This is a genomic window from Pseudomonas sp. MWU12-2020 (genome assembly GCF_023100605.1).
Classification (GTDB): Bacteria; Pseudomonadota; Gammaproteobacteria; order Pseudomonadales; family Pseudomonadaceae; genus Aquipseudomonas; species Aquipseudomonas fluorescens_H.
Genome location: NZ_JALMEX010000002.1, coordinates 200,176 through 221,659, shown reverse-complemented (window position 1 = coordinate 221,659; position 21,484 = coordinate 200,176). Strand labels below are relative to the sequence as shown.

The following is a 21,484-nucleotide window of genomic DNA, read 5'->3' as shown; positions in this document are numbered from 1 at the left end:
GAGAAGATCGCACAGATTGGGCAAGTGTAGGAGCAATTGATTTCAGTGGATGAACGCCCGCGTAAAAACACCCAAAAACCAATGTGGGAGCGGGCTTGCTCGCGAAGGCGGTGGATCAGTCAGACACGCATCGACTGACACTCCGCTTTCGCGAGCAAGCCCGCTCCCACAGGGGGGTAGTTACCCGTGCATTCGGCCGAATTGCCCGGACTGGAAGTCGGCGAATGCCTGATGAATTTCCTGCTCGGTGTTCATCACGAACGGGCCGTGGCCGACAATCGGCTCGTCGATCGGCTCGCCGCTGAGCAGCAACACCACCGCGTCTTCACTGGCCTCAAGGGTCAACTGACGACCGTCGCGCTCGAACAGCACCAACTGCCCGACACCCGCCGTTTGCGCACCGTTGATCGTCACCGAACCTTTCAACAGCACCAGCGCGGTGTTGCGCCCTTCGTGCATATCCAGTGTCAGCAACTTGCCGGCGTTCAACCGCAGGTCCCAGACGTCGATCGGCGTGAAGGTGTGCGACGGGCCTTTCTGCCCCTCGAACTCACCGGCGATCAACCGCAGGCGGCCGGCGTTGTCCTTCAGCGCGATATTCGGAATGTCGCGATCGAGAATGGTCTGGTAGCCGGGCGCGGCCATTTTGTCCTTGGCCGGCAGGTTGACCCAGAGTTGCACCATTTCCAGTTTGCCGCCGGTTCTGGCGAAATCATCCGAGTGAAACTCTTCGTGCAGGATCCCGGACGCCGCCGTCATCCACTGCACATCGCCGGGGCCGATGGTGCCGCCGCTGCCGGTGGAGTCGCGGTGCTGCACTTCGCCGTCGTAGACGATAGTCACCGTTTCAAAACCACGGTGCGGGTGCTGGCCGACGCCACGGCGCTCGGTGGTCGGAGTGAATTCGGCCGGGCCGGCGTGATCGAGCAGCAGGAACGGGCTGATGTGTTTGCCCAGGTTGTCGTAGGAAAACAGGGTGCGAACCGGGAAGCCATCGCCGACCCAATGGCCGCGAGGGCTGGTGTAGATACCGATGATGTTTTTCATGGTTGCCTCCAAAAGGTGGGTGACGCAATGGATTGAGCTTAAATCCATGACGGCTGGAGGACTAGCCGGCAAAAACCGGCTTTAGTGTTCCATATTTAGAACAGTCCCACCTTTGAATCTCGATCCCTTGTGGAAGCGGGCTTGCTCGCGAAGGGGCCAGTCCAGACAACACGACTATCGGAAAAGATTCATGACTTCTGCTCAACAGTGCTTTGCCCCACCAGCGGTTTTTCTCAAGGACGCAGACGCGGATACTCCTGCCCATTCCCACTGCAACCCTGGAGTCATCAATGTCTGTTCCCGCTTTTGGTCTGGGTACGTTTCGCCTGCAAGGTCAGGTGGTCATCGATTCGGTGCGCACCGGCCTTGAACTTGGCTACCGTGCCATCGACACCGCGCAGATCTACGAGAACGAAGCCGAGGTCGGCCAGGCCATCGCCGCCAGCGGCATTGCTCGCGAAGAGCTGTTCATCACCAGCAAGATCTGGATCGCCAACTTCGCCAAGGATCGTCTGATCGACAGCCTCAAGGAAAGCCTGCAGAAGTTGCAGACCGACTACCTCGACCTGACGCTGATCCACTGGCCGTCGCCGGAAGATCAGGTGCCGGTCGCCGAATTCATGGGCGCGCTGCTCGAAGCCAAGCGTCTGGGCCTGACCCGGCAGATCGGGGTGTCCAACTTCACCATCGACTTGATGCAACAAGCCATCGCAGCGGTCGGCGCGGAAAACATCGCCACCAACCAGATCGAGCTGCACCCGTACCTGCAAAATCGCAAAGTGGTCGAGTTCGCCCGCAGCCAAGGCATCCAGATCACCTCCTACATGACCCTCGCCTATGGCGAAGTGCTGAAGGATCCGGTGATCCAGCAGATTGCTGAACGCCTGCAAGCGACTCCGGCGCAAGTCACTCTGGCCTGGGCGATGCAGTCGGGTTACGCGGTGATTCCATCGTCGACCAAGCGCGCCAACCTGCAAAGCAACCTCGGCGCCACTGCGCTGACATTGAGCGAAGCAGACATGGCGCTGATCGCCGGTCTGGAGCGCGGCCATCGCCTGACCAGCCCGAAAGGCATTGCCCCGCAGTGGGATTGATCGCTCAGCCCTGAAGATGCTGCGCAAGGCCGAGCATGGCCGTGCGCAGCGCATCCGCCGAGCGGTGGACGGCCAGTGTTTCGGCGTCTCGACACGCCTGTTCGAGATCCGAGCACGCCGCCGCCACCCGCGCGGCACCGACCATTTGCGCACCGCCCTTGATGTGATGCGCCAGCGTCCGCAACCCGTCCAGATCCTGGGGCTGGCGCGCCGCATCCAGCCGTTGCAGATCGTCCTGCAGACTGCGCAATACTTGTTCGCGCAGGCGTTGCATCACCGAGTGATCGTCTCCAGCCATCTGCTCCAGCGCGCTCAGGTCGATCTCGGGCAACGTCAGAGCCGGGGTCGGCAAGTGATCACTTTCGCCGTGACTGGCCGCCTTCAACGCCTGCTGCAGATCGTGCAAGCGAATCGGCTTGAAAAGACAATCGTCCATGCCGGCCTCAAGGCAACGAACCCTCTCCTCGACTTGCGCGTTGGCGGTAAAACCGAGGATCAGGCAACGCGCCCGGCCGCTCGCTGCCTCTTCGTCACGGATCGTCCGGGCGAGTTCGTAACCGTTGCGCTGCGGCATGTTGCAGTCGGTGATCAGCACATCGAATGCTTGTGCTCGCCAGCGTTGCAGCCCCTGTTCACCGTCTTCGATGTCGACCGTACGGTGGCCGAGTTCGCTCAGTTGCCAGCACAGCAGCAAGCGGTTGACCGGATGATCGTCCACCACCAGAACACTCAATGAACGCGCCGGCGTGTCCGCCACTTCAGGGCTTGCCGCTTCGGGGGCGAGCGCGGCCAACAACGGCAACTGCAGATTGATGTCGACCCTCGTTCCAAGCCCCGGCTCGCTGTCGAGGTGCAGCGTTCCGCCCATCATTTCGCAGAGGTTGCGGCTGATCACCAGTCCCAGCCCCGAGCCGCTGCGCGCCGACTGACCATGGTTGCCGGCCTGGACAAACGGGCTGAACAGGCGTTGCCGGTCATCGGCGCTGATGCCGATGCCACTGTCTTCAATCACGACTTTCACGGCCAATTGATCGGGAGCCGTCCTGGTCACCACCAGTTGCACGCTCACCTGGCCGTGCTCGGTGAATTTGATCGCGTTGCTCAACAGGTTCGACAGCACTTGCTTGAAGCGTGTCGGGTCGACCATGACGTCAACGCCACTCTGTGCATCCAGTTCGACATGCCACAACAGGCGCTTCTGCCGCGCCAGTGCCTCGAATACCCGGCACACCGAGATCACCAGTTCGCGCAGATTGGCCCGTTCCGGTGCGAGGGACAGATGCCCGGACTCGATGCGTGCGATGTCGAGAATGTCGCCGATCAGCGCGAGCAGTTGCTGGCCAGCGCCGGATGCGACTTCGATCGCCAGCTTGTCGGTGACACCCTCCTCGGCCCGCTTCAGGGCCAGTTCAAGCATGCCGATCAAGGCGTTCATAGGGGTGCGGATTTCATGGCTCATGGTCGCCAGAAACGTGGTCTTGGCCCGGTTGGCGTCGTCGGCGGCCTCCTTGGCCTGCTGCAACTGCCGCAGCCATTGCTGACGCTGGCGCAACTGCCAGCGCTGTAAACCGATCCAGGCCAAGGCCAACAACAGCAGGCTCGCGGCACCGGCAAAAGCCAGGAGAATCTCCCGGCGATAGCGCTGCCAATAGCTCTCCTCGACCAACACATCATGGCTCCAGCGCTCGACCAGCTCGTCCATCTGTTGCGGCGCGATGCTCAGCAGCGCCTTGTTCAGAATCGTGTGCAGCGCCGTATCCTGCGGTGCGGTGGCCAAGGCGATGCGCGCCGGTTGATCGCCGATGGTATTGGTAATGCGCAGGCGCTCACGGTAATGGCGGGCGATCAGAAAACGCGCGACCAGCAACGAGCTGACGGTCGCGTCGGCCTGCCCCTTGGCGATCAGCTCCATGCCCTCGGCCGGGCTGCTGACCTCCACCAGACGTACCCCCGGCACCCGCTCCAGGATGTAACCGCGTAACGGATGACCGCGATAAATCGCCAGACGCTTGCCCGGCAGATCGGCGAGGCTGCGCGGACTGCCCGCCGTTATCGCACTGACCAGTACAAACGGATTGTTCAGGTACGCACGGGTGAATTGCAGCTCGGCTTCCCGCTCGCTGCTCGGGGTCACCACCGGCAACACGTCGAGTTCACCGGCCTTGAGCTGTTCGATCTGGCGATCCAGCGAACGCCCCCGGACCACCTCGAAATGCAGCCCGGTGCGCTGACTGATCAGGGTAAGCAATTGCGCTGACAGACCGTTGAATCGCCCGCTGGCATCAAAAAAAGTCAGCGGTGCGAAATCCTCGATCACACCGACCCGCACCAGCGGATGTTGCTCCAGCCACTCCTGCTCGCCGGCACTGAGGCGCACCCGCGACTGCGCGGCCATTTGCGCACGCCCCGCGCTCCAGCGCTGCTCGATAAGCTGACGACGCTCCAGAGGAATCACCGCCAGCGCCTTGTCGATGATGCGTTTGAGGCGAACTTCGCTGCGCAGCATGGCGAAACCGAAGGGGCTGGCATCCAGGCCCGACGGACCGGCCAGTTGCAAGTCATTACGGTAATTGGTGTTGATCAGGTAATTGGCGCTGATCAGATCGCCGAGATAGCCGTCATCGACACCGAATGCCACCGCACCCAGCGCATCCATCGCCGAGGGATAACGCTGCAAGTCCGCCCCGGGATAGAACGCCTGCACGCTGGCCAACGGCAGATAGTCCTCGACCATGGCGATGCGTCGGCCCGCCAGATCCGCCGGCAGAGTTTCGTCAAGCCGGGTCACCAGCATCGGCTGGTCTTCGGCGTAGGGGCGCGACAGCATGAAATCCGGGTCGGCCAGCTCGAAATTGTTCGAGGTCCCCAGCAGGTCCAGTTCACCGCGTTTGAGTGCGGCCATCACCTGGTCGCGATGGGTGAAGCGTCGAACGTCGATCCGCACATTGAGCAACTGCGCCAGAAGCTCGGCGTAATCGGCGGTGAGGCCTTCCAGCTCCTGCCGATTGCGGGTGATTTCGAACGGTGGGTAATCGGCTCCGGAAATGCCCATGCGCAACACCGGGTGCTGGCGCAGCCATTGGCGGTCCTGCTCGTCGAGCGGGACCTGAATATTTTCCAGTGCGGCCTGGCTCAACAATTCCAGGGGTTGTGGCGCCTCGCTGGCGCAGCAGGTGGCCGTGATACTCAACCACAGAACCCACCACCCGCGTTGCCGACTCACTTTGCCACTCAGATCAAATGATTGCGCTTGGCGAATTCGCGCAAGTGCACCGTGGAATTGATCGCGAGTTTTTTCATCAGGCGGGTCTTGTAGGTACTGACGGTCTTATGGCTAAGGTGCATGTCTTCGGCGATCGCCTTGTTCGATTTGCCCAGTGCCAATTGCTCGAGAATGCTCAGTTCGCGGTTGGAGAGCTGATCGATCAGCTGTTTTTCACTGCGGTCCAGCGGGGACGATGCATGGGTGGTGTCGGGCAACGCTGCAAAGTATGAGTAGCCCGACATCAGTGCCTGGATTGCCTTGTGCAATTGCAGCAACTGGTTGGTTTTGGTCACGTAGCCCATGGCCCCGCCCCGCAGGCATCGGTTTTGATAATGCAGCGGGTCCTGAGAGGTGAAGATCAACACCTTGCACTCGGGGTTATCGGACTTCAGCCGCTCCAACACCTCCAGCCCGCCGAGCCCCGGCAACTTGAGATCGAGTATCACCAGTTTGGGTTGGTGCTTGCGGAGCAGCGCCATGACTTCACCGGCGCTCGATGCTTCGTGAATAACCTTGAACCGTTCGGCTTCGAGGACGAGTTTCACGGCCGCCCGTACCACCGGATGATCATCGACGATCAGCGCTGACTTCATGACCGCTCCCAGTGCAAAAACATGACGATGGCGCCACTGGCATCGGCTGTTCCTGCCGCAGTGGCTGCGCAAAGACTGTTACACGGGAATCAAACCGTATCTACCTGTCAGATCTGACAGTTGCGCCAAAGGGGAATCCGTGCTCAAGCCCGACGCTGCAGGGCTGATAGCGGGTTCCAGGTGTCAGCCGCACACACCGGGGCAACATCGACGCGCGCCATCAGATGCTTGATCGCGGCCGCATTGGGCAAGGCGACATGGCTGATCTGCAGGTTTTCCTGAGCGAAGCCGGCGGGTGTCAGCGCAGGCGCCGAGGGCTCGTTATAGATCAGCGCGTGGCGCACATGCGGGTTGTTGAGGAAAAACCCCGGCAGGTCCAGCGATCCGGCCGCCAGCTCGGCGTTGATAACCACCGCATCGAAGGGTTCACAGCCGTACTCCACCAGGGTCAGCAGCTCAAGCAGACTCTGTACCGGAGCGATGCGGAAGTATTCAAGGCCATTGAACAGGCGCTCGATTTTCATCCGGTGAAAATGCTGCGGATCGGCAATCAGGATGCGCAGGGTTTTATTGATCATGCTCGATCTCCTGGAGGTCACGGGTGGATGCGCCAAGGCTACGCAAGCCGCAGGAACAACTCTGTAGGATCTTTCCTAAAAATCCGCTCATTCATCCGCGTTTTTCCCGTGGTTGCGCCGTTGCAGCCAGTTGAGCAAATCGGCCCCGGCCATCGGTCGTGCGTACCAGTAGCCCTGCCCTTGCGTGCAGCCCAGTGCCAGCAGTTCACGACGTTGCGCATCGGTTTCGATGCCCTCGATGACCACGCTCATGCCCAGGGCTTCGCCCAGTGCCAGGGTGCTGCTGATGGCGGCGCGGCAACGGGGTTCGTGCGCAAGGTTGCGAATGAAATCGGCGTCGAGCTTGATCTCGTTGAATGGCAACTGGCACAGGCGCTGCAATGAGGAGAATCCCGCGCCGAAGTCATCGATCGACAAGCGACAACCCATAATGCGCAACCGCACCAGACTCTCGAGGCTGGTGGCCGGCGCTTCGAGCAGACCGCTTTCGGTCAGCTCGAACGTCAGGCTCGAACCGCAGGTTTTATGTTCAGCCAAAAGGCTTTTCAAAGTGGACGTCAGTTGCGCATTGGCCAATTGCACGGTTTGCAGGTTGAACGCCATGTTCAAGACAAAGCCCTGAGCCCGGGCACTGTGCTGTACCCGCAAGGCCTGATCGATCTGCGCGAACAGCATCTCGTCGAGCAGTCCGCAACGTTCAAGTACCGGCACAAACAGCGCCGGCGAAATCAGCCCGCGTGTCGGATGCAGCCAGCGGCACAGCACCTCAACGCCACAGACTTCGCCGCTCTGCAGGTTGAACTTGGGTTGATACCAGGCATGCAATTGGCCCTCGGCCAGCGCATGGCGTACCGCCGCTTCACTGGCCAGCGTCGTGGTGCGTACCGGCTGCGCCGGGCTGATCTGCCGATTGACGAATTTCTCCAGCAACTCGGCCAACACTTGGGCGTGCAGCGGTTTGCCGACATCACCGAGCAGGTGCAGCCCAAGCAGCGCAACCATCTGATGCACTGCCCGCCGCAGATCCGCCGACAGCGAACTGCTGATGATCACCGACCTGACCTGCCCCGACGCGCCGACCCGCTGCAGAAACTCCAGGCCGTCCATGCCCTCCATCTGCAAGTCGCACAGGGCGATGTCCACCGAGCCGACTTCATCGAGCAACGCCAGCGCCTGCGCGCCATCGCTGGCCTCCAGCACCTCCCGACACCCCAGCCCTTGCAGCATGTTCACCGCTACGGAGCGCTGGAAAGCGTGGTCTTCAAGCACCAGGATACGGAGCGGCAGATCGGGCATGAGGGTTGGCTCGCTGTGGGTGAAATGCGGATGAGTGTGGAGCTCGCGAGGGGGCGTCTGCGATCGCTTAACCATCGAGATGCTCCAGCACGGTGCCAAGGGTCTGCCGGTCTGGCGTATGGAGCATGAACAGCTGCCGGCGCTGGGTGGCATAAATCGCCTCGGCCTGCGGCTGACCACGCCGGACATCGTGGATCACACCGTGGCGGATCTGTGGGTTGCCCTGAAAGAACCGCACCGGATCAACACCCGCAGCGGCAATCAGTTCGCCATTGATGATCATCAGGTCGAATTGCTCGAACGGCTCATGGGAATAATGCGTCAACGCCAACAGTTCACGAAACGAACGCACTGGCGTGAGGTGGCGGTAGCCCAGCTCGTTGAAGACTCTGGCGATTCTGGATTGCAGAGCCTGCTGCTCTTCGACAATCACGATTCGCCTGCACTTGTAGGACATAAGGTTTAATGGCGTAAGAAAATGTGCCGAACACGCTAACCAGAAGTCGTCAGAACCTATGTAGGAAAAGTCCTAAAAGCAGGAGGAAACCTCTCGAAAACCGACAGGACGCCGCCTGGACACTGGCCAAAGCGGCGATTTTCTTGCCAGAGGCGGCGATAGCGATCGCCGAGAGCCACGCCGAATGGCGGCTCGAGGTTGTTGCCTTATTCCGTGGTACTCGGACTCCAGAACGCCTGCACCACCAGCGCCGAGGTCGAGATCCGCGCCACCAGTGCATCAAGTTCGTCACCGTCCACCGAGGTGGTCGCCAGCGTCGCTTCGATCTCGATCTCGTCGGCGCCGAAGGCGTGTACATCGACATCGCTGGCCGGGTAGTTGCTGCGCTCCAGCTCGGCTTCGAGCAGGGCGAACACAGCTTTCTGTTGCGAGCGCCGGGCGATCACGTAAACGATGTTGGTGACTTCGGCCGAGACCACGTCCAGTGGCTGGCGGTTGATGTTGTTGACGATCGGTCGCAGCAAAGTGTTGGCGGCCAGAATGAACAGCGTGCCGAGCACCGCTTCGGCCAACAGGTCGGCACCGGCGCAGGCACCGACGGCGGCGGAGGTCCACAGGGTCGCGGCGGTGTTGAGACCACGGACGTTGCCCTCTTCGCGCATGATCACGCCGGCGCCGAGAAAGCCGATGCCGGAGACCACGTAGGCGACCACGCGCACCGCGCCATCAGCACCGCCGAGACGGTTGGCCATGTCGACGAAAATCGCCGCGCCGACCGCCACCAGCACGTTGGTGCGCAGACCCGCCGTGCGCTGCCGGTACTGGCGCTCGAAACCGATCAGGCCACCGAGGATGAACGCTGCGCTGAGGCTGACGAGAGTGTCGAGCAGCGAGGTGAGGTTGAGGTTGTTGATGGCTTGCATGATGAAGCTCCTTGAATAAACCACAGTCCCCTTGTGGGAGCGGGCTTGCTCGCGAAGACGGTTGTTCAGTCACAGTTGTAGTGGCTGACACACCGCCTTCGCGAGCAAGCCCGCTCCCACAGGGGATCAGTGTTGTCCGAACGTTTATTGCCAGCCGAACCGGCGGATGTAGAAGCCTTTCACCGCCTGGGTCAGCGCCATGTACGCCAACAGGATCATCGGCAGGAACACGAAGTACATCGACGGCAGCGCCTGCAGTTTGAAGTAGTCGGCCAGCGGCCCCATCGGCAGGAAGATCCCGACCGCCATGATGATCCCGGTCATCACCAGCAGCGGCATGGCTGCACGGCTTTGCAGGAATGGAATCTTCGGCGTGCGGATCATGTGCACGATCAGCGTCTGGGTCAGCAAGCCCACCACGAACCAGCCGGACTGAAACAGGGTCTGGTGATCCGGGGTGTTGGCATCGAACACATACCACATCAAGGCGAACGTCAGGATGTCAAAGATCGAACTGATCGGACCGAAGAACAGCATGAAGCGTCCAACATCAGCCGGCTGCCAGCGTTGCGGCTTTTTCAGCATCTCGTCATCGACGTTGTCGAACGGAATGGCGATCTGCGAAATGTCGTAGAGCAGGTTCTGTACCAGCAGGTGCATCGGCAGCATCGGCAGGAACGGAATGAACGCACTGGCGACCAGTACCGAGAACACGTTGCCGAAGTTGGAGCTGGCGGTCATCTTGATGTACTTGAGCATGTTGGCGAAGGTGCGGCGCCCTTCGAGCACGCCCTCCTCCAGCACCATCAGGCTCTTTTCGAGGAGGATGATGTCGGCGGCTTCCTTGGCGATGTCCACCGCGCTGTCCACCGAAATACCGATGTCGGCCGTGCGCAGTGCCGGCGCATCGTTGATGCCGTCGCCCATGAAGCCGACCACATGCCCGTTGCCCTTGAGAATGCGCACGATGCGCTCCTTGTGCGACGGGGTCAGCTTGGCGAAGACATTGGTCTTCTCCACGGCGATTGCCAGTTGGGCATCACTCATGCGCTCGATGTCATTGCCCATCAGCAGGCCCTGTTGGGCCAGACCGACTTCGCGGCAAATCTTCGCAGTCACCAGTTCGTTGTCACCGGTCAGCACTTTGACGGCGACACCGTGTTCGGCCAACGCCTTGAGCGCCGGCGCGGTGCTTTCCTTCGGTGGATCGAGGAACGCCACATAACCGATCAGCGTCAATTCCTGCTCATCCGCCAGGCTGTAAGTGTCGCGACCTTCCGGCATCGAGCGGGCAGCCACGGCCACCACGCGCAAGCCTTCAGCGTTGAATGCTGCGGTGACCTGACGAATCCGGGTCAGCAATTCATCGCTCAAGGCTTCTTCGACTTCGCCGTGCTGCACACGGGTGCACACCGCCAGCACTTCCTCTACCGCGCCTTTGCAGATCAGCAGATGCGGTTCACCACGGCCTTCGACCACCACCGACATGCGCCGGCGATTGAAGTCGAACGGGATCTCATCGACCTTGCGAAACGCCGTGCCGACCTTCAGCTCACGGTTGATTTCCACGTGCTCCAGCACCGCTACATCGAGCAGGTTTTTCAGCCCGGTCTGGTAGTAGCTGTTCAGGTAGGCCATTTCCAGCACGTCATCGGAGTCTTCACCCCAGACGTCGACATTGCGCGCGAGGAAGATCTTGTCCTGGGTCAGGGTGCCGGTCTTGTCGGTGCACAGCACGTCCATGGCGCCGAAGTTCTGGATCGCATCCAGACGTTTGACGATGACTTTCTTGCGCGACAGGAACACCGCACCTTTGGCCAGGGTCGAGGTGACGATCATCGGCAGCATTTCCGGAGTCAGGCCGACAGCGATCGACAGCGCGAACAACAGTGCTTCAGTCCAGTCGCCCTTGGTGAAACCGTTGATGAACAGGACCAGCGGCGCCATGACGAACATGAAGCGGATCAGCAGCCAGCTGACTTTGTTCACACCGAGCTGGAACGAGGTCACCGCACGGTCAGTCGCGCCGACTCGTTGCGCCAGCGCACCAAAATAGGTGCTGTTGCCGGTGGTGAGAATCACCGCCATCGCCGTGCCGGACACCACGTTGGTGCCCATGAACAGGATGTTCTCCAGCTCCAGCGGATTGCGCGTGTCGCGGTCGGCCTGGCGGGCGAATTTTTCCACCGGCATCGATTCACCGGTCATCGCCGCCTGGCTGACGAACAGGTCCTTGGCGCTGAGCACCCGGCAATCGGCAGGAATCATGTCGCCAGCCGAAAGTACGATCAGGTCGCCCGGCACCAGTTGCTTGATCGGCAGTTCGATCCGTGGCTCATCGCGGCGCATCACTGTGGCGGTGTTGCTGACCATGGCCTTGAGCGCATCGGCGGCCCGGTTGGATTTGCTTTCCTGCCAGAAGCGCAGCAGCGTCGACAGCACCACCATGGAGAAAATCACCGTGGCGGCTTTGAGGTCTTCGGTCAGCCACGAGATCACCGCCAACAGGGTCAGCAGCAGGTTGAACGGGTTTTTATAGCAGTGCCACAGGTGGGTCCACCATGGCAGCGGCTGCTCGTGTTCGACTTCGTTGAGGCCGTACTGCGCGCGCAGTGCGTCGACTTCAAAATCGGTCAAACCGTCGGTGTGGGTGCCCAGCGAAGACAGCAGTTCGCTGCTGTCGCGATGGGCCGCATCGACCAGGGTGTTGGCCAGGGTGGGCGGCACTTCACGGCTGACCGTGGTGTCGTTGATCGATTCCAGCAGCGCCAGACGGCGGAAGTGCCGGGCGATGTGGCGTGTGCGCAGGAAGCCTGCGAAAAATTCCTTGAGCGTAAGTTTCATGGCTGTTGCCCCTATGGTCAGCCGGGAAACCGTCGAGCAGGTACGACCATGCCTCGTGGGCCGGAAAATCCGGCACGGCAAGGCTTGGCGCGCCGGTCAGAAAAGACAGGCGTGTCGATAGGTTTGCGATCACGACCACACGGTCGAAACCACACACGTTCAGTGTCGATGAGAAGGACGTCGGGACATGGTCTCAACTGACCATGATCGGGATGCCGCTGCTCGCTTTTACGGCGAGACAACGGCAGAGAAAGGCTGCGCGTTATCTTGCCGAGAATCTGCCGGTTACCGAGACCGGCCGACAACTGTCACTCGAACAAGTACCCACTGTGGGTCTCCGCTATTGATGAAAACGCGCGAAGCTTACGCCTCGATGATGGATGAGTAAACCCGTGAAAGGTGGTGTGTCGGGGATGTTCAGGAAGGGTTCAGGATTGAGGATTTGTGGTGTTTCAAATGGCCCCTTCGCGAGCAGGCTCGCTCCCACACTGGATCTTCATTCAACACAACTTCTGTGTTCGCTGGAGATCCCTTGTGGGAGCGAGCCTGCTCGCGAAGGCGGTGTATCAGGCACCGATGAGTCAGCTGGCAGCTGCCAACAACAGATCCGCCATCGAACGATGCCCACGGTTCTTGCCATGCTCATACAACGAACCGGCAATCTCGTCCGCGCGCACCGGCAACACCGACAGCAACGTGTCGCTCAGACCATGGCTGGCCTGGCAGAAGCCCTGCATGTACAGGCCGGCCTTGCAGCGCTCGTCGGTGATCAGTCTGTAGTTGCGATCGACCTCGAAATCACCGAGGTATTCCTCCAGCGGAGCCAGCAGTTTGCGGTGCATCTGCCGCTCGTAACCGGTGGCCAGGACCACGGCGTCATAGACACGCACGGTGACTTCGCCGGTGGCGTTGTTGCGCACCGCCAGTTCAATACCGCGCTCGGTGGCGGTGGCGCTTTCAACGGTGGTCAGGGTGCGGAATGCATGACGGGCGATGCCCGAGACTTTCTGCCGATAGAAGATGCCGTAGATGCGTTCGATCAGGTCGATGTCCACCACTGAGTAGTTGGTGTTGTGGTACTCGTTGACCAGGCGCTCGCGCTCGGCACTGTTTTGCTGGAACACCAGATCGGTGAACTCCGGCGAAAACACTTCGTTGACGAACGGGCTGTCGTCCGCAGGCTTGAGGGCCGAACCGCGCAGGATCATGTCGACCTGCACCGACGGGAACGAATCGTTCAGATCGATGAAGGCTTCCGCCGCGCTCTGCCCGCCACCGATGATCGCGATGCTCATCGGTTGATTGTTCACACACGGCTGTCTGGCCATCTGCGACAGGTACTGCGAGTGGTGGAACACGCGGCTGTCGCCCTTGAGCGCCTTGAACGCTTGCGGAATACGCGGCGTGCCACCGGCACTGACCACCACCGAACGCGCAGTGCGCACGAACTGCTGGCCTTCGCTGTCGCGGGAGATCACGCGCAACGCTTCAACCTGATGGTTGTGCAGCACCGGTTCGATGGTCAGCACTTCTTCGCCGTAGCGGCTCTGCTCGGTGAACTGCCCGGCGACCCAGCGCAGGTAGTCGTTGTACTCCATGCGGCACGGGTAGAAGGTGCCGAGATTGATGAAGTCCACCAGACGCCCGTGGTGCTTGAGGTAGTTGACGAACGAGTACGGACTGGTCGGGTTGCGCAGGGTCACCAGATCCTTGAGGAAGGAAATCTGCAACTCGCTCTGGGTCGACAGGGTGTTGCCGTGCCAGCTGTAGTCGGCCTGCTTGTCGAGGAACAGCACATCCAGCTCGCCGTGGGTCGGGCCGCGCTCTTGCAGAGCGATGGCCAGGGCCAGGTTGGAAGGGCCGAAACCGACGCCGATCAGGTCGTGAACGATGGGCGATGCAATTGCCTGTGTCATTTCCAGTGTCCTCTGGATGAACCCCTCAACACGGGGATAAAGCCTGGGTGGCCTGACCGGCCTGAAACAGGTCAGCAGGTCGTCTGTTGAGTAGGAACGAGGACGATGAAAGGAAATTTAACCAGCCAGGATCAATGGGCATCCCATTGTTTGATTCGCAACCGGCAATGCTTCATGGCATTGACGATGTGTTTTTCCACCAACGCCTTGGAGATCCCGAGGGTCGCGGCAATTTCGGGGTGGGACAGGCCTTCGATCTTGCGCAGCAAAAAACTGTCGCGGCACAACGGCGGCAACTCCGCCAGCGCACGCTGGAGCATTTCCAGACGCTGGCCGTGATCGAGGGTGCCATGGGGCGACGGGGTGAAATAGCGCTCTTCGCTGTCGAGCACATCAAGCGACTCGACCTGACGCAGGGCATTGCGCCGATGATCATCGATGACCAGGTTCAGGGCGGTGCGATAGAGAAACGCCCGGGGTTGCTCGATGGGCGTGTCGCTGGAACGCTCCAGCACCCGCAAATAAGCGTCATGCACCACATCTTCGGCAACCTGACGGTTGCCCAGCCTGGCGTTCAGGAAACACACCAGCTCCCGATAGTAGTTTTCCAACATGACTCCCGACCGCATCGATGCAGTTCCTGTCCTTGAGCACACGGATTCCGCCGCCCGCGATCCGCAGTAGCAAGATGGTGGCAACTTGAGTTGCGTAATTTATAGTAATTCTCATATAGATTTAAAGAGCTGTTTCCACATCCGGGCCAAATAGTCCTCTGCGGCTACCTGTTACTTGATGTGTGCGCACTTAAATTCCCTTGCGCACTCATCGTTTACAGGACAGCTCCCCGTATCTGTCGCGCCTTGCGACAGCGTTCAACCCCCGCGCACTGCGCCGCCGCGGTTGAACGACGGGCCGAACCTACTGGCCGGAACCCTGCATGAAACGTCCCCGCTCCGCCCGACGCGCCCTGTTTGCCGCCCTTTGTCTGATTCCCGTGATCGCCGTTGCCGCGTGGCAGGTTTTGCCGCCCGGGCGGGACGCCCTCGCCACCGTTCAGGTGACCCGCAGCAATATCGAAAACAGCGTGACCGCATTGGGCACTTTGCAGCCGCGTCGTTATGTGGATGTCGGCGCGCAGGCTTCCGGGCAGATCCAGAAGATCCATGTCGAGGCTGGCGATACGGTCAAGGAAGGCCAGTTGCTGGTGGAGATCGACCCCTCCACGCAAAAAGCCAAACTCGATGCCGGGCGTTTCTCGATCGAAAACCTCAAGGCGCAACTGCAGGAGCAGCGCGCCCAGCACGATCTCGCACAGCAGAAATACCAGCGCCAGCAGAAGCTCGCCGCCGGTGGCGCGACCCGTGAAGAAGATGTGCAGACCGCACGCGCCGAAGTTCGCGCGACCCAGGCGCGCATCGACATGTTCCAGGCGCAGATCCGCCAGGCCCAGGCAAGCCTGCGCAGCGACGAGGCCGAGCTCGGCTACACACGCATTTATGCACCGATGAGCGGCACGGTGGTGGCCGTCGGCGCGCGGGAAGGTCAAACACTCAATGCGCAGCAACAGACACCGTTGATCCTGCGCATCGCGCGACTATCGCCAATGACGGTCTGGGCCGAGGTTTCCGAAGCGGACATTGGTCACGTCAAACCCGGCATGACCGCCTACTTCACCACCCTTAGTGGTGGCAGCCGGCGCTGGAACAGCACTGTGCGGCAGATTCTGCCGGTGCCGCCGCGCCCTCTCGAACAGAATCAGGGCGGCAGCCCCACCAGTGGTCGCAGCGGCAGCGAACGGGTGGTGCTGTACACCGTGCTGCTCGATGTCGACAACGCTGACAACAGCCTGATGACCGACATGACTGCGCAGGTGTTCTTTGTCGCGCAACAGGCCAGGGACACCCTGACCGTGCCAAGCGCCGCCCTGCAGCCAGGCACGCGGGCGCAGTGGCAACGGGCGCAGGTCGTTGCCGCCAACGGCGAAATCCAGTCCCGCGACGTGCGAACCGGCATCAGCGATCGCCTGCGCACGCAAGTGCTCGAAGGTCTGGTCGAGGGCGATCACGTCCTCAGCGCTCCGGCCACCGGCAGCGGAGGCTGAATGCAAACGCCCCTGATTGACCTGCGGCAGATCCGCAAATCCTACGGCGGCAATGACAGTCCGCTGGTGGAGGTGTTGCGCGGCATCGATCTGTCGATTCATGCCGGCGAGTTCGTGGCCATCGTCGGCGCGTCCGGTTCCGGCAAATCGACGCTGATGAACATCCTTGGCTGCCTCGATCGCCCCACCAGCGGCGAATATCGTTTTGCCGGTGAAGATGTCGCGCAACTGGACACCGACGAACTGGCGTGGCTGCGCCGCGAGGCGTTCGGTTTCGTGTTCCAGGGCTATCACCTGATTCCGTCCGGCTCCGCCCAGGAAAACGTCGAGATGCCGGCCATCTACGCCGGCACTCCGGCGGCGGAACGCCACGCGCGGGCCAGTGCATTGCTGGAGCGCCTCGGCCTGGCCAGTCGCACCGGCAACCGCCCGCATCAGCTTTCCGGCGGTCAGCAGCAGCGCGTGTCGATTGCCCGGGCGCTGATGAACGGCGGTCACATCATCCTCGCCGACGAACCCACCGGCGCCCTCGACAGCCACAGCGGCGCCGAGGTCATGACCTTGCTCGACGAACTCGCCGGTCAGGGCCATGTGGTGATTCTCATCACCCACGACCGCGAAGTGGCGCAACGGGCCAAACGCATCATCGAAATCCGCGACGGCCTGATCATCAGCGACACCGCCGAACATCCGTCAGCCGCGCCCCGTACCGCCAACCCCGGCGCCCTGCAAGCGGTCGATCTGCGCCAGCGCCTGAGCGCCGGCAGTACCCGGACCGGCGCCTGGAAAGGCGAACTGGTGGATGCGGTGCAAGCCGCCTGGCGAGTCATGTGGATCAATCGGTTTCGCACCGCGCTGACGCTGCTCGGCATCGTCATCGGCGTGGCTTCGGTGGTGGTGATGCTGGCGGTTGGCGAAGGCAGCAAACGCCAGGTGATGGCGCAGATGGGCGCCTTCGGCTCCAACATCATTTATCTGAGCGGCGCCGCGCCCAACCCGCGCACGCCACCGGGGATCATTACGCTCGATGACGTCGCCGAGCTGGCCGCCCTGCCCCAGGTCGAACGCATCATGCCGGTCAACGGCTCGACCGCCGGCGTGCGTTTCGGCAACGCCGATCACAGCAGTTATGTCGGTGGCAACGACACCAACTTCCCGATCATCTTCAACTGGCCGGTGGTCCAGGGCAGTTACTTCACCCAGGCCGACGAAGACAGTGCCGCCGCTGTGGCGGTAATCGGTACCAAAGTGCGCGACAAGTTGCTCAAGGATGTCGCCGATCCGATCGGCCAGTACATCCTGATCGAAAACGTGCCGTTCCAGATCCTCGGCGTTCTCGCCGAAAAAGGCTCAAGCTCGGGCGACTCGGACAGCGACAATCGCATCGCCGTGCCCTACTCCGCGGCCAGCATGCGTCTGTTCGGCAGCCGCAATCCGGAATACGTGGTGATCGCCGCCAGGGATGCGCGCAAGGTCAAGGACGCCGAACAGGCCATCGAACAAGCGATGCTGCGCCGGCACAACGGCAAGAAGGACTTCGAACTCACCAACAACGCCGCGATGATCCAGGCCGAGGCGCGCACCCAAGGCACGCTGTCGCTGATGCTCGGCGCCATTGCTGCCATTTCGCTGCTGGTGGGCGGTATCGGCGTGATGAACATCATGCTCATGACCGTGCGCGAACGCACCCGGGAAATCGGCATTCGCATGGCCACCGGCGCCCGTCAGCGCGACATCCTGCGCCAGTTTCTCACCGAAGCGGTGATGCTTTCGGTGGTCGGTGGCATTGCCGGCATCAGCCTGGCAATGCTGGTCGGCGGCGTCCTGATGTTCAGTGGCGTAGCGATCGCGTTTCAATGGCTGGCTGTGCTCGGCGCCTTTGCCTGCGCACTGGTCACCGGTGTCATCTTCGGCTTCATGCCTGCCCGCAAGGCCGCCCGGCTCGATCCGGTCACGGCCCTTACCAGTGAATGATCGACCTATGAAAGCGCCACTGACCCTCCTCGCCGCCAGCCTGATGCTGGCGGCCTGCAGCAGCCCTGCGCCACGCCCCGACAGCGGCGTGCAGCCACCGCCCGCCTGGCAGTCACCGGATCATCCCGGTGCGGTGCAAAGCAACCGCCAATGGTGGACGCAGTTCGGCAGCCCCGAACTCGATCGACTGGTCGAACAGGCACGCCTCGGCAGCCATGACCTCGGCGCCGCGGTGGCCCGGGTCAGGCAGGCGCAGGCCAGCGCGACGATTGCCGGCGCCCCGCTACTGCCGGAAATCAAGGCCGGACTGAATGCCAATCGGCAGAAACTGTTGCACGGCAAGGGCTACAGCCAACTGGACGTGAACCCCGACAAGCGTTCGCTGGATTACTACGACGCGGAGCTGAGCGCCAGTTACGAAATCGATTTCTGGGGTGGCAAACGCGCCGCCCGCGACAGCGCGGTGTTCGGCGTGCAAGCCAGCGAATACGATCGCGCCACCGTCGAACTGACCCTGCAAAGCGGCGTTGCCACCAGCTACACCCAGGCCTTGGCTTTGCGTGAGCAGGCGCGCATCGCCGAACTCAATCTGGCCAACGCGCAAAACGTATTGCACCTGGTGCAAACCCGCTTCGACGCCGGCAGCGCCACCGCACTGGAACTGGCCCAGCAGAAAAGCCTGGTGGCCGAACAACAGCGCAAGTTGCCGCTGGTGCAACAACAGACACGCGAAGCACTGATCAGCCTCGCCGCCCTGCTCGGCCAACCGGTGCAGACGCTGTCGTCACCTCAACAGTCATTCGAACAATTACAGTGGCCGAACATCGCCAGTGGCGTGCCCAGCGATCTGCTGAGCCGGCGCCCGGACATCGCCAGCGCCGAAGCCAGACTCGCGGCCGCGCAAGCCGATGTCACCGTGGCCCGGGCGGCCATGCTACCCAAAGTCACCCTCACCGCCAGCCTCGGCACCGGCGCCGATCTGGCGGCGGATCTGCTGCGCACGACGTTCTATAACCTGTCATCCGGGTTGACCGCGCCGATCTTCAACAATGGCCGTCTGAGCGCCGAACGCGACAAGGCCAAGGCCCGTCAGGACGAACTGCTGGAGACGTATCGCGGGGCAATCATCAATGGCTTCGCCGACGTCGAAAAAGCCCTCAGCAGCATTCGCGGCCTCGACGAACAACGGCAATGGCAAAGCGAAGAGCTGAGCCAGGCGCAAACCGCTTTCGACATCGCCCAAAGTCGCTATCAGGCCGGCGCCGAAGACTTGCTCACCGTGCTGCAAACCCAGCGCACGCTGTATGCGGCGCAGGACATGAACGTGCAACTGCGCCTGTCGCGCTTGCAGGCCAGCATTGCCTTGTACAAGGCGTTGGGCGGTGGTTGGCAAGTCATCTGACCGTCCCTTGTCGACTGTCCCGACGCCTTCGCGAGCAGGCTCGCTCCCACAGGGGTGATGGCGCGCGTCACAGATCCCTGTGGGAGCGAGCCTGCTCGCGAAAGCGCCAGGTCAGGCGAAACCAATCCCTCAGGGCAAAAAAAATCGCAGCTCCGGGCTGCGATTTTTTTTGTGCTTAGAGTTGCCGCCCCTTCACCTTCAAATGTCGGGCATACCACGGTCGCTGCGGCACCTTGCGGAACAGGTCAGCCATGTTGTCTTCATCGCCAAAGGTGATGCGCAGCGCGAGCTTCATGGTTTCCGGGTCCATCTCCACCGAGCGGCCGATTTGCAGGCCCGGCACGGTACTGCAGCCATGGGTGTCCGGCCCCAGCCACGGGTCGTCGACTTCAACCCAGCGCCCCGGGGCAAACCACGGCACGCCATTGACCTCCAGGCGACTGACTTCGCCCGGGTGAAAACGCTCATGGGCGCGAAACCAGTCTTCGAGGCGATCATCGATCCAGCCGTGAAAACGCCAGAACACCGGGTTCACATGGGAGGAAAACGGGTCGCCGAGAAAGTCGTTTTCCGGGGCGTACCAACGCGCGGCAAAATCCGCCTGATCGCGCGCCATCGGCACCGGAATATCGTTGGACGGGTCCCGTGCCACCGACGCCCAGCGCATATGCAACCAATCGTGCAGGCCCAGCTCTACTTCTGAGCCGAACTGGCCAAGGGTGAGTTTCGACAAGTATCGCGGGTCGCGGTACTGCGATTCCCAGACCTGGAAATTGCTGTGGTAAGTCTCGGCCGCCTTGATGTCGCTGACCCACTGGGTGTACTCATCATCGCCGTCGGTCACCCAGGTCGGCGGCAAGGCGTTGCCGTCGTGGTTGTCGAAGTAGCGGGCGAAGCCCTGACGGTCGCGTTCCAGTTCCGGTTGCGGCATGGGGAACGTCGGCCACGACGGCAAGTCCTGCATCGAGCGGGCCTTGCCCAGCATGTGCCGGTGCATGAAGAAGAAGTCGATGCCCGAACCATTGCGATCCTTGCGTGGCCCGCGGGCATCCCGTTCCTTGTCGCGCGGCCCGGGTTGCCAGCCGATTCCGCGCAGGGCCTCGCGTTTTTTCTCCGAGAGTTTGTGCCACTTGTCCCGAGTCGCATGCCAGAGCTGGTGGAACAAGCGATGTTCCGGAGCGACCAGCCACGCCAACAGTGTCGGGTTCAATCCAGTGCGCTCGCGAGCCTCGGGAAAGCGTCGTTTGATGGCGATGAAATAGTTGTCGAGTTCCGGCAAGCCCAACGGTCGATCCAGGCGCAACACCTGCCCGGTAAGCGTGCCGCTGCCGGCATTGCCGAACGCCGCCCAGACTTCGTCCAGTTTGACTTTGAATTCATAGACTGGCGGTGCTTGCGGCGCATCGGTGCGCAGCAGCCGCCAGTACATCTCGGCGCCATTGCCCGGCGCCAGATCGCCAATCACCTGATAACGCGCCGGCGCGTCAGAACGCAGATTGGCCCCGGTATCGAGGAATCCGCGCAAGCCGCGGCCACGACGGGCAATGTCGAGAAACAATTCCAGACCTTCGTGTGGCAGGCCGTCCAGCCCTGCGGCGGCTCCGCTGAAACGGATATCCCACACGCCGCGCAGGTTGTCCGCCAACTGCTGACCGGCCGTATCGGCCAGATCCACTGTGGCCTCTCCCGGTGTGATCGGAAACTCCTCACGGGTCAGCTCACGATGTGCATAAAAAGCGGCAGGCAGCGCGGCGCCCGTAAGTGCCATGCCCGCCATGAACCAGCGTCGAGAGATCGTCATTGCCCTACCTGTGTCAGCCATGAAGCAGGCTTTATCCAAGCTAGAACGTTTGCTCGCCGAGGAAATTTATGGCCCCGGCAAAAGATCACTACACGCCGTGAACGCTTTTCACCCGCACCACTAAATTAGCCGTCCCGTCACTCGTTCCTCCCAGATAGCAAAGGCCCCTGCGCCTGCACTTCGACGGCGAACC

The 21,484-nt window shown here is 61.6% G+C and carries 15 protein-coding genes; 4 read left to right on the top strand and 11 right to left on the bottom strand.

Translation table 11 applies throughout. The annotated features are described in order from the left end of the window. Nucleotides 1-180: 180 nt before the first annotated feature. Entirely contained in the window at nucleotides 181-1,047 is an 867-nt protein-coding gene (locus M0814_RS05165; RefSeq protein WP_103484478.1) for a pirin family protein, read from the bottom strand. Between the two features lie 290 nt (nucleotides 1,048-1,337). On the opposite strand from M0814_RS05165, the gene dkgB reads away from it, so the two are divergent. Next, complete coding sequence (dkgB, locus tag M0814_RS05160; RefSeq protein ID WP_103484479.1) at nucleotides 1,338-2,141, top strand: 2,5-didehydrogluconate reductase DkgB; 804 nt, start codon at nucleotides 1,338-1,340, stop codon at nucleotides 2,139-2,141. A 4-nt stretch (nucleotides 2,142-2,145) separates the two neighbouring features. Here the strand turns inward: dkgB and M0814_RS05155 are convergent, their stop codons facing one another. The 9 genes from M0814_RS05155 to M0814_RS05115 form a co-directional block, all read right to left on the bottom strand. Continuing rightward, complete coding sequence (locus M0814_RS05155; RefSeq protein ID WP_103484480.1) at nucleotides 2,146-5,364, bottom strand: transporter substrate-binding domain-containing protein; 3,219 nt, start codon at nucleotides 5,362-5,364, stop codon at nucleotides 2,146-2,148. An 8-nt stretch (nucleotides 5,365-5,372) separates the two neighbouring features. Then, nucleotides 5,373-5,999: a response regulator transcription factor gene (locus M0814_RS05150; protein ID WP_103484481.1), complete on the bottom strand. Its 627-nt coding sequence runs from the start codon at nucleotides 5,997-5,999 to the stop codon at nucleotides 5,373-5,375. Nucleotides 6,000-6,142: 143 nt separating this feature from the next. Continuing rightward, nucleotides 6,143-6,577, bottom strand: a complete 435-nt coding sequence (locus M0814_RS05145; RefSeq protein WP_103484482.1) for a chemotaxis protein CheY — start codon at nucleotides 6,575-6,577, stop codon at nucleotides 6,143-6,145. An 87-nt stretch (nucleotides 6,578-6,664) separates the two neighbouring features. After that, nucleotides 6,665-7,873, bottom strand: a complete 1,209-nt coding sequence (locus tag M0814_RS05140; RefSeq protein ID WP_177434676.1) for an EAL domain-containing response regulator — start codon at nucleotides 7,871-7,873, stop codon at nucleotides 6,665-6,667. A 67-nt stretch (nucleotides 7,874-7,940) separates the two neighbouring features. Continuing rightward, entirely contained in the window at nucleotides 7,941-8,306 is a 366-nt protein-coding gene (locus M0814_RS05135; RefSeq protein ID WP_103484484.1) for a hypothetical protein, read from the bottom strand. A gap of 230 nt (nucleotides 8,307-8,536) precedes the next feature. After that, on the bottom strand, nucleotides 8,537-9,253 hold the full coding sequence (locus M0814_RS05130) for an MgtC/SapB family protein (protein WP_103484485.1): 717 nt from the start codon (nucleotides 9,251-9,253) through the stop codon (nucleotides 8,537-8,539). Between the two features lie 144 nt (nucleotides 9,254-9,397). Then, complete coding sequence (gene mgtA / locus M0814_RS05125; RefSeq protein WP_103484486.1) at nucleotides 9,398-12,097, bottom strand: magnesium-translocating P-type ATPase; 2,700 nt, start codon at nucleotides 12,095-12,097, stop codon at nucleotides 9,398-9,400. A gap of 581 nt (nucleotides 12,098-12,678) precedes the next feature. After that, complete coding sequence (locus M0814_RS05120) at nucleotides 12,679-14,013, bottom strand: SidA/IucD/PvdA family monooxygenase (RefSeq protein WP_103484487.1); 1,335 nt, start codon at nucleotides 14,011-14,013, stop codon at nucleotides 12,679-12,681. Between the two features lie 131 nt (nucleotides 14,014-14,144). Next, nucleotides 14,145-14,627 carry a sigma-70 family RNA polymerase sigma factor gene (locus M0814_RS05115; protein WP_045122362.1) on the bottom strand — a complete coding sequence of 161 codons (483 nt, stop codon included), beginning with the start codon at nucleotides 14,625-14,627 and terminating at the stop codon, nucleotides 14,145-14,147. 323 nt (nucleotides 14,628-14,950) lie between these two features. Here M0814_RS05115 and M0814_RS05110 point away from each other — a divergent pair, with 323 nt between their 5' ends. From M0814_RS05110 to M0814_RS05100, 3 genes are read left to right on the top strand one after another with little or no spacing between them, the layout of a single operon-like run. Further along, complete coding sequence (locus M0814_RS05110) at nucleotides 14,951-16,114, top strand: efflux RND transporter periplasmic adaptor subunit (protein ID WP_003223449.1); 1,164 nt, start codon at nucleotides 14,951-14,953, stop codon at nucleotides 16,112-16,114. After that, entirely contained in the window at nucleotides 16,115-18,088 is a 1,974-nt protein-coding gene (locus M0814_RS05105; protein ID WP_103484488.1) for a MacB family efflux pump subunit, read from the top strand. Between the two features lie 7 nt (nucleotides 18,089-18,095). Further along, complete coding sequence (locus tag M0814_RS05100) at nucleotides 18,096-19,490, top strand: efflux transporter outer membrane subunit (RefSeq protein WP_103484489.1); 1,395 nt, start codon at nucleotides 18,096-18,098, stop codon at nucleotides 19,488-19,490. Between the two features lie 175 nt (nucleotides 19,491-19,665). Here the strand turns inward: M0814_RS05100 and M0814_RS05095 are convergent, their stop codons facing one another. Beyond that, entirely contained in the window at nucleotides 19,666-21,291 is a 1,626-nt protein-coding gene (locus tag M0814_RS05095; protein ID WP_103484490.1) for a PvdJ/PvdD/PvdP-like protein, read from the bottom strand. Nucleotides 21,292-21,484 lie beyond the last annotated feature (193 nt).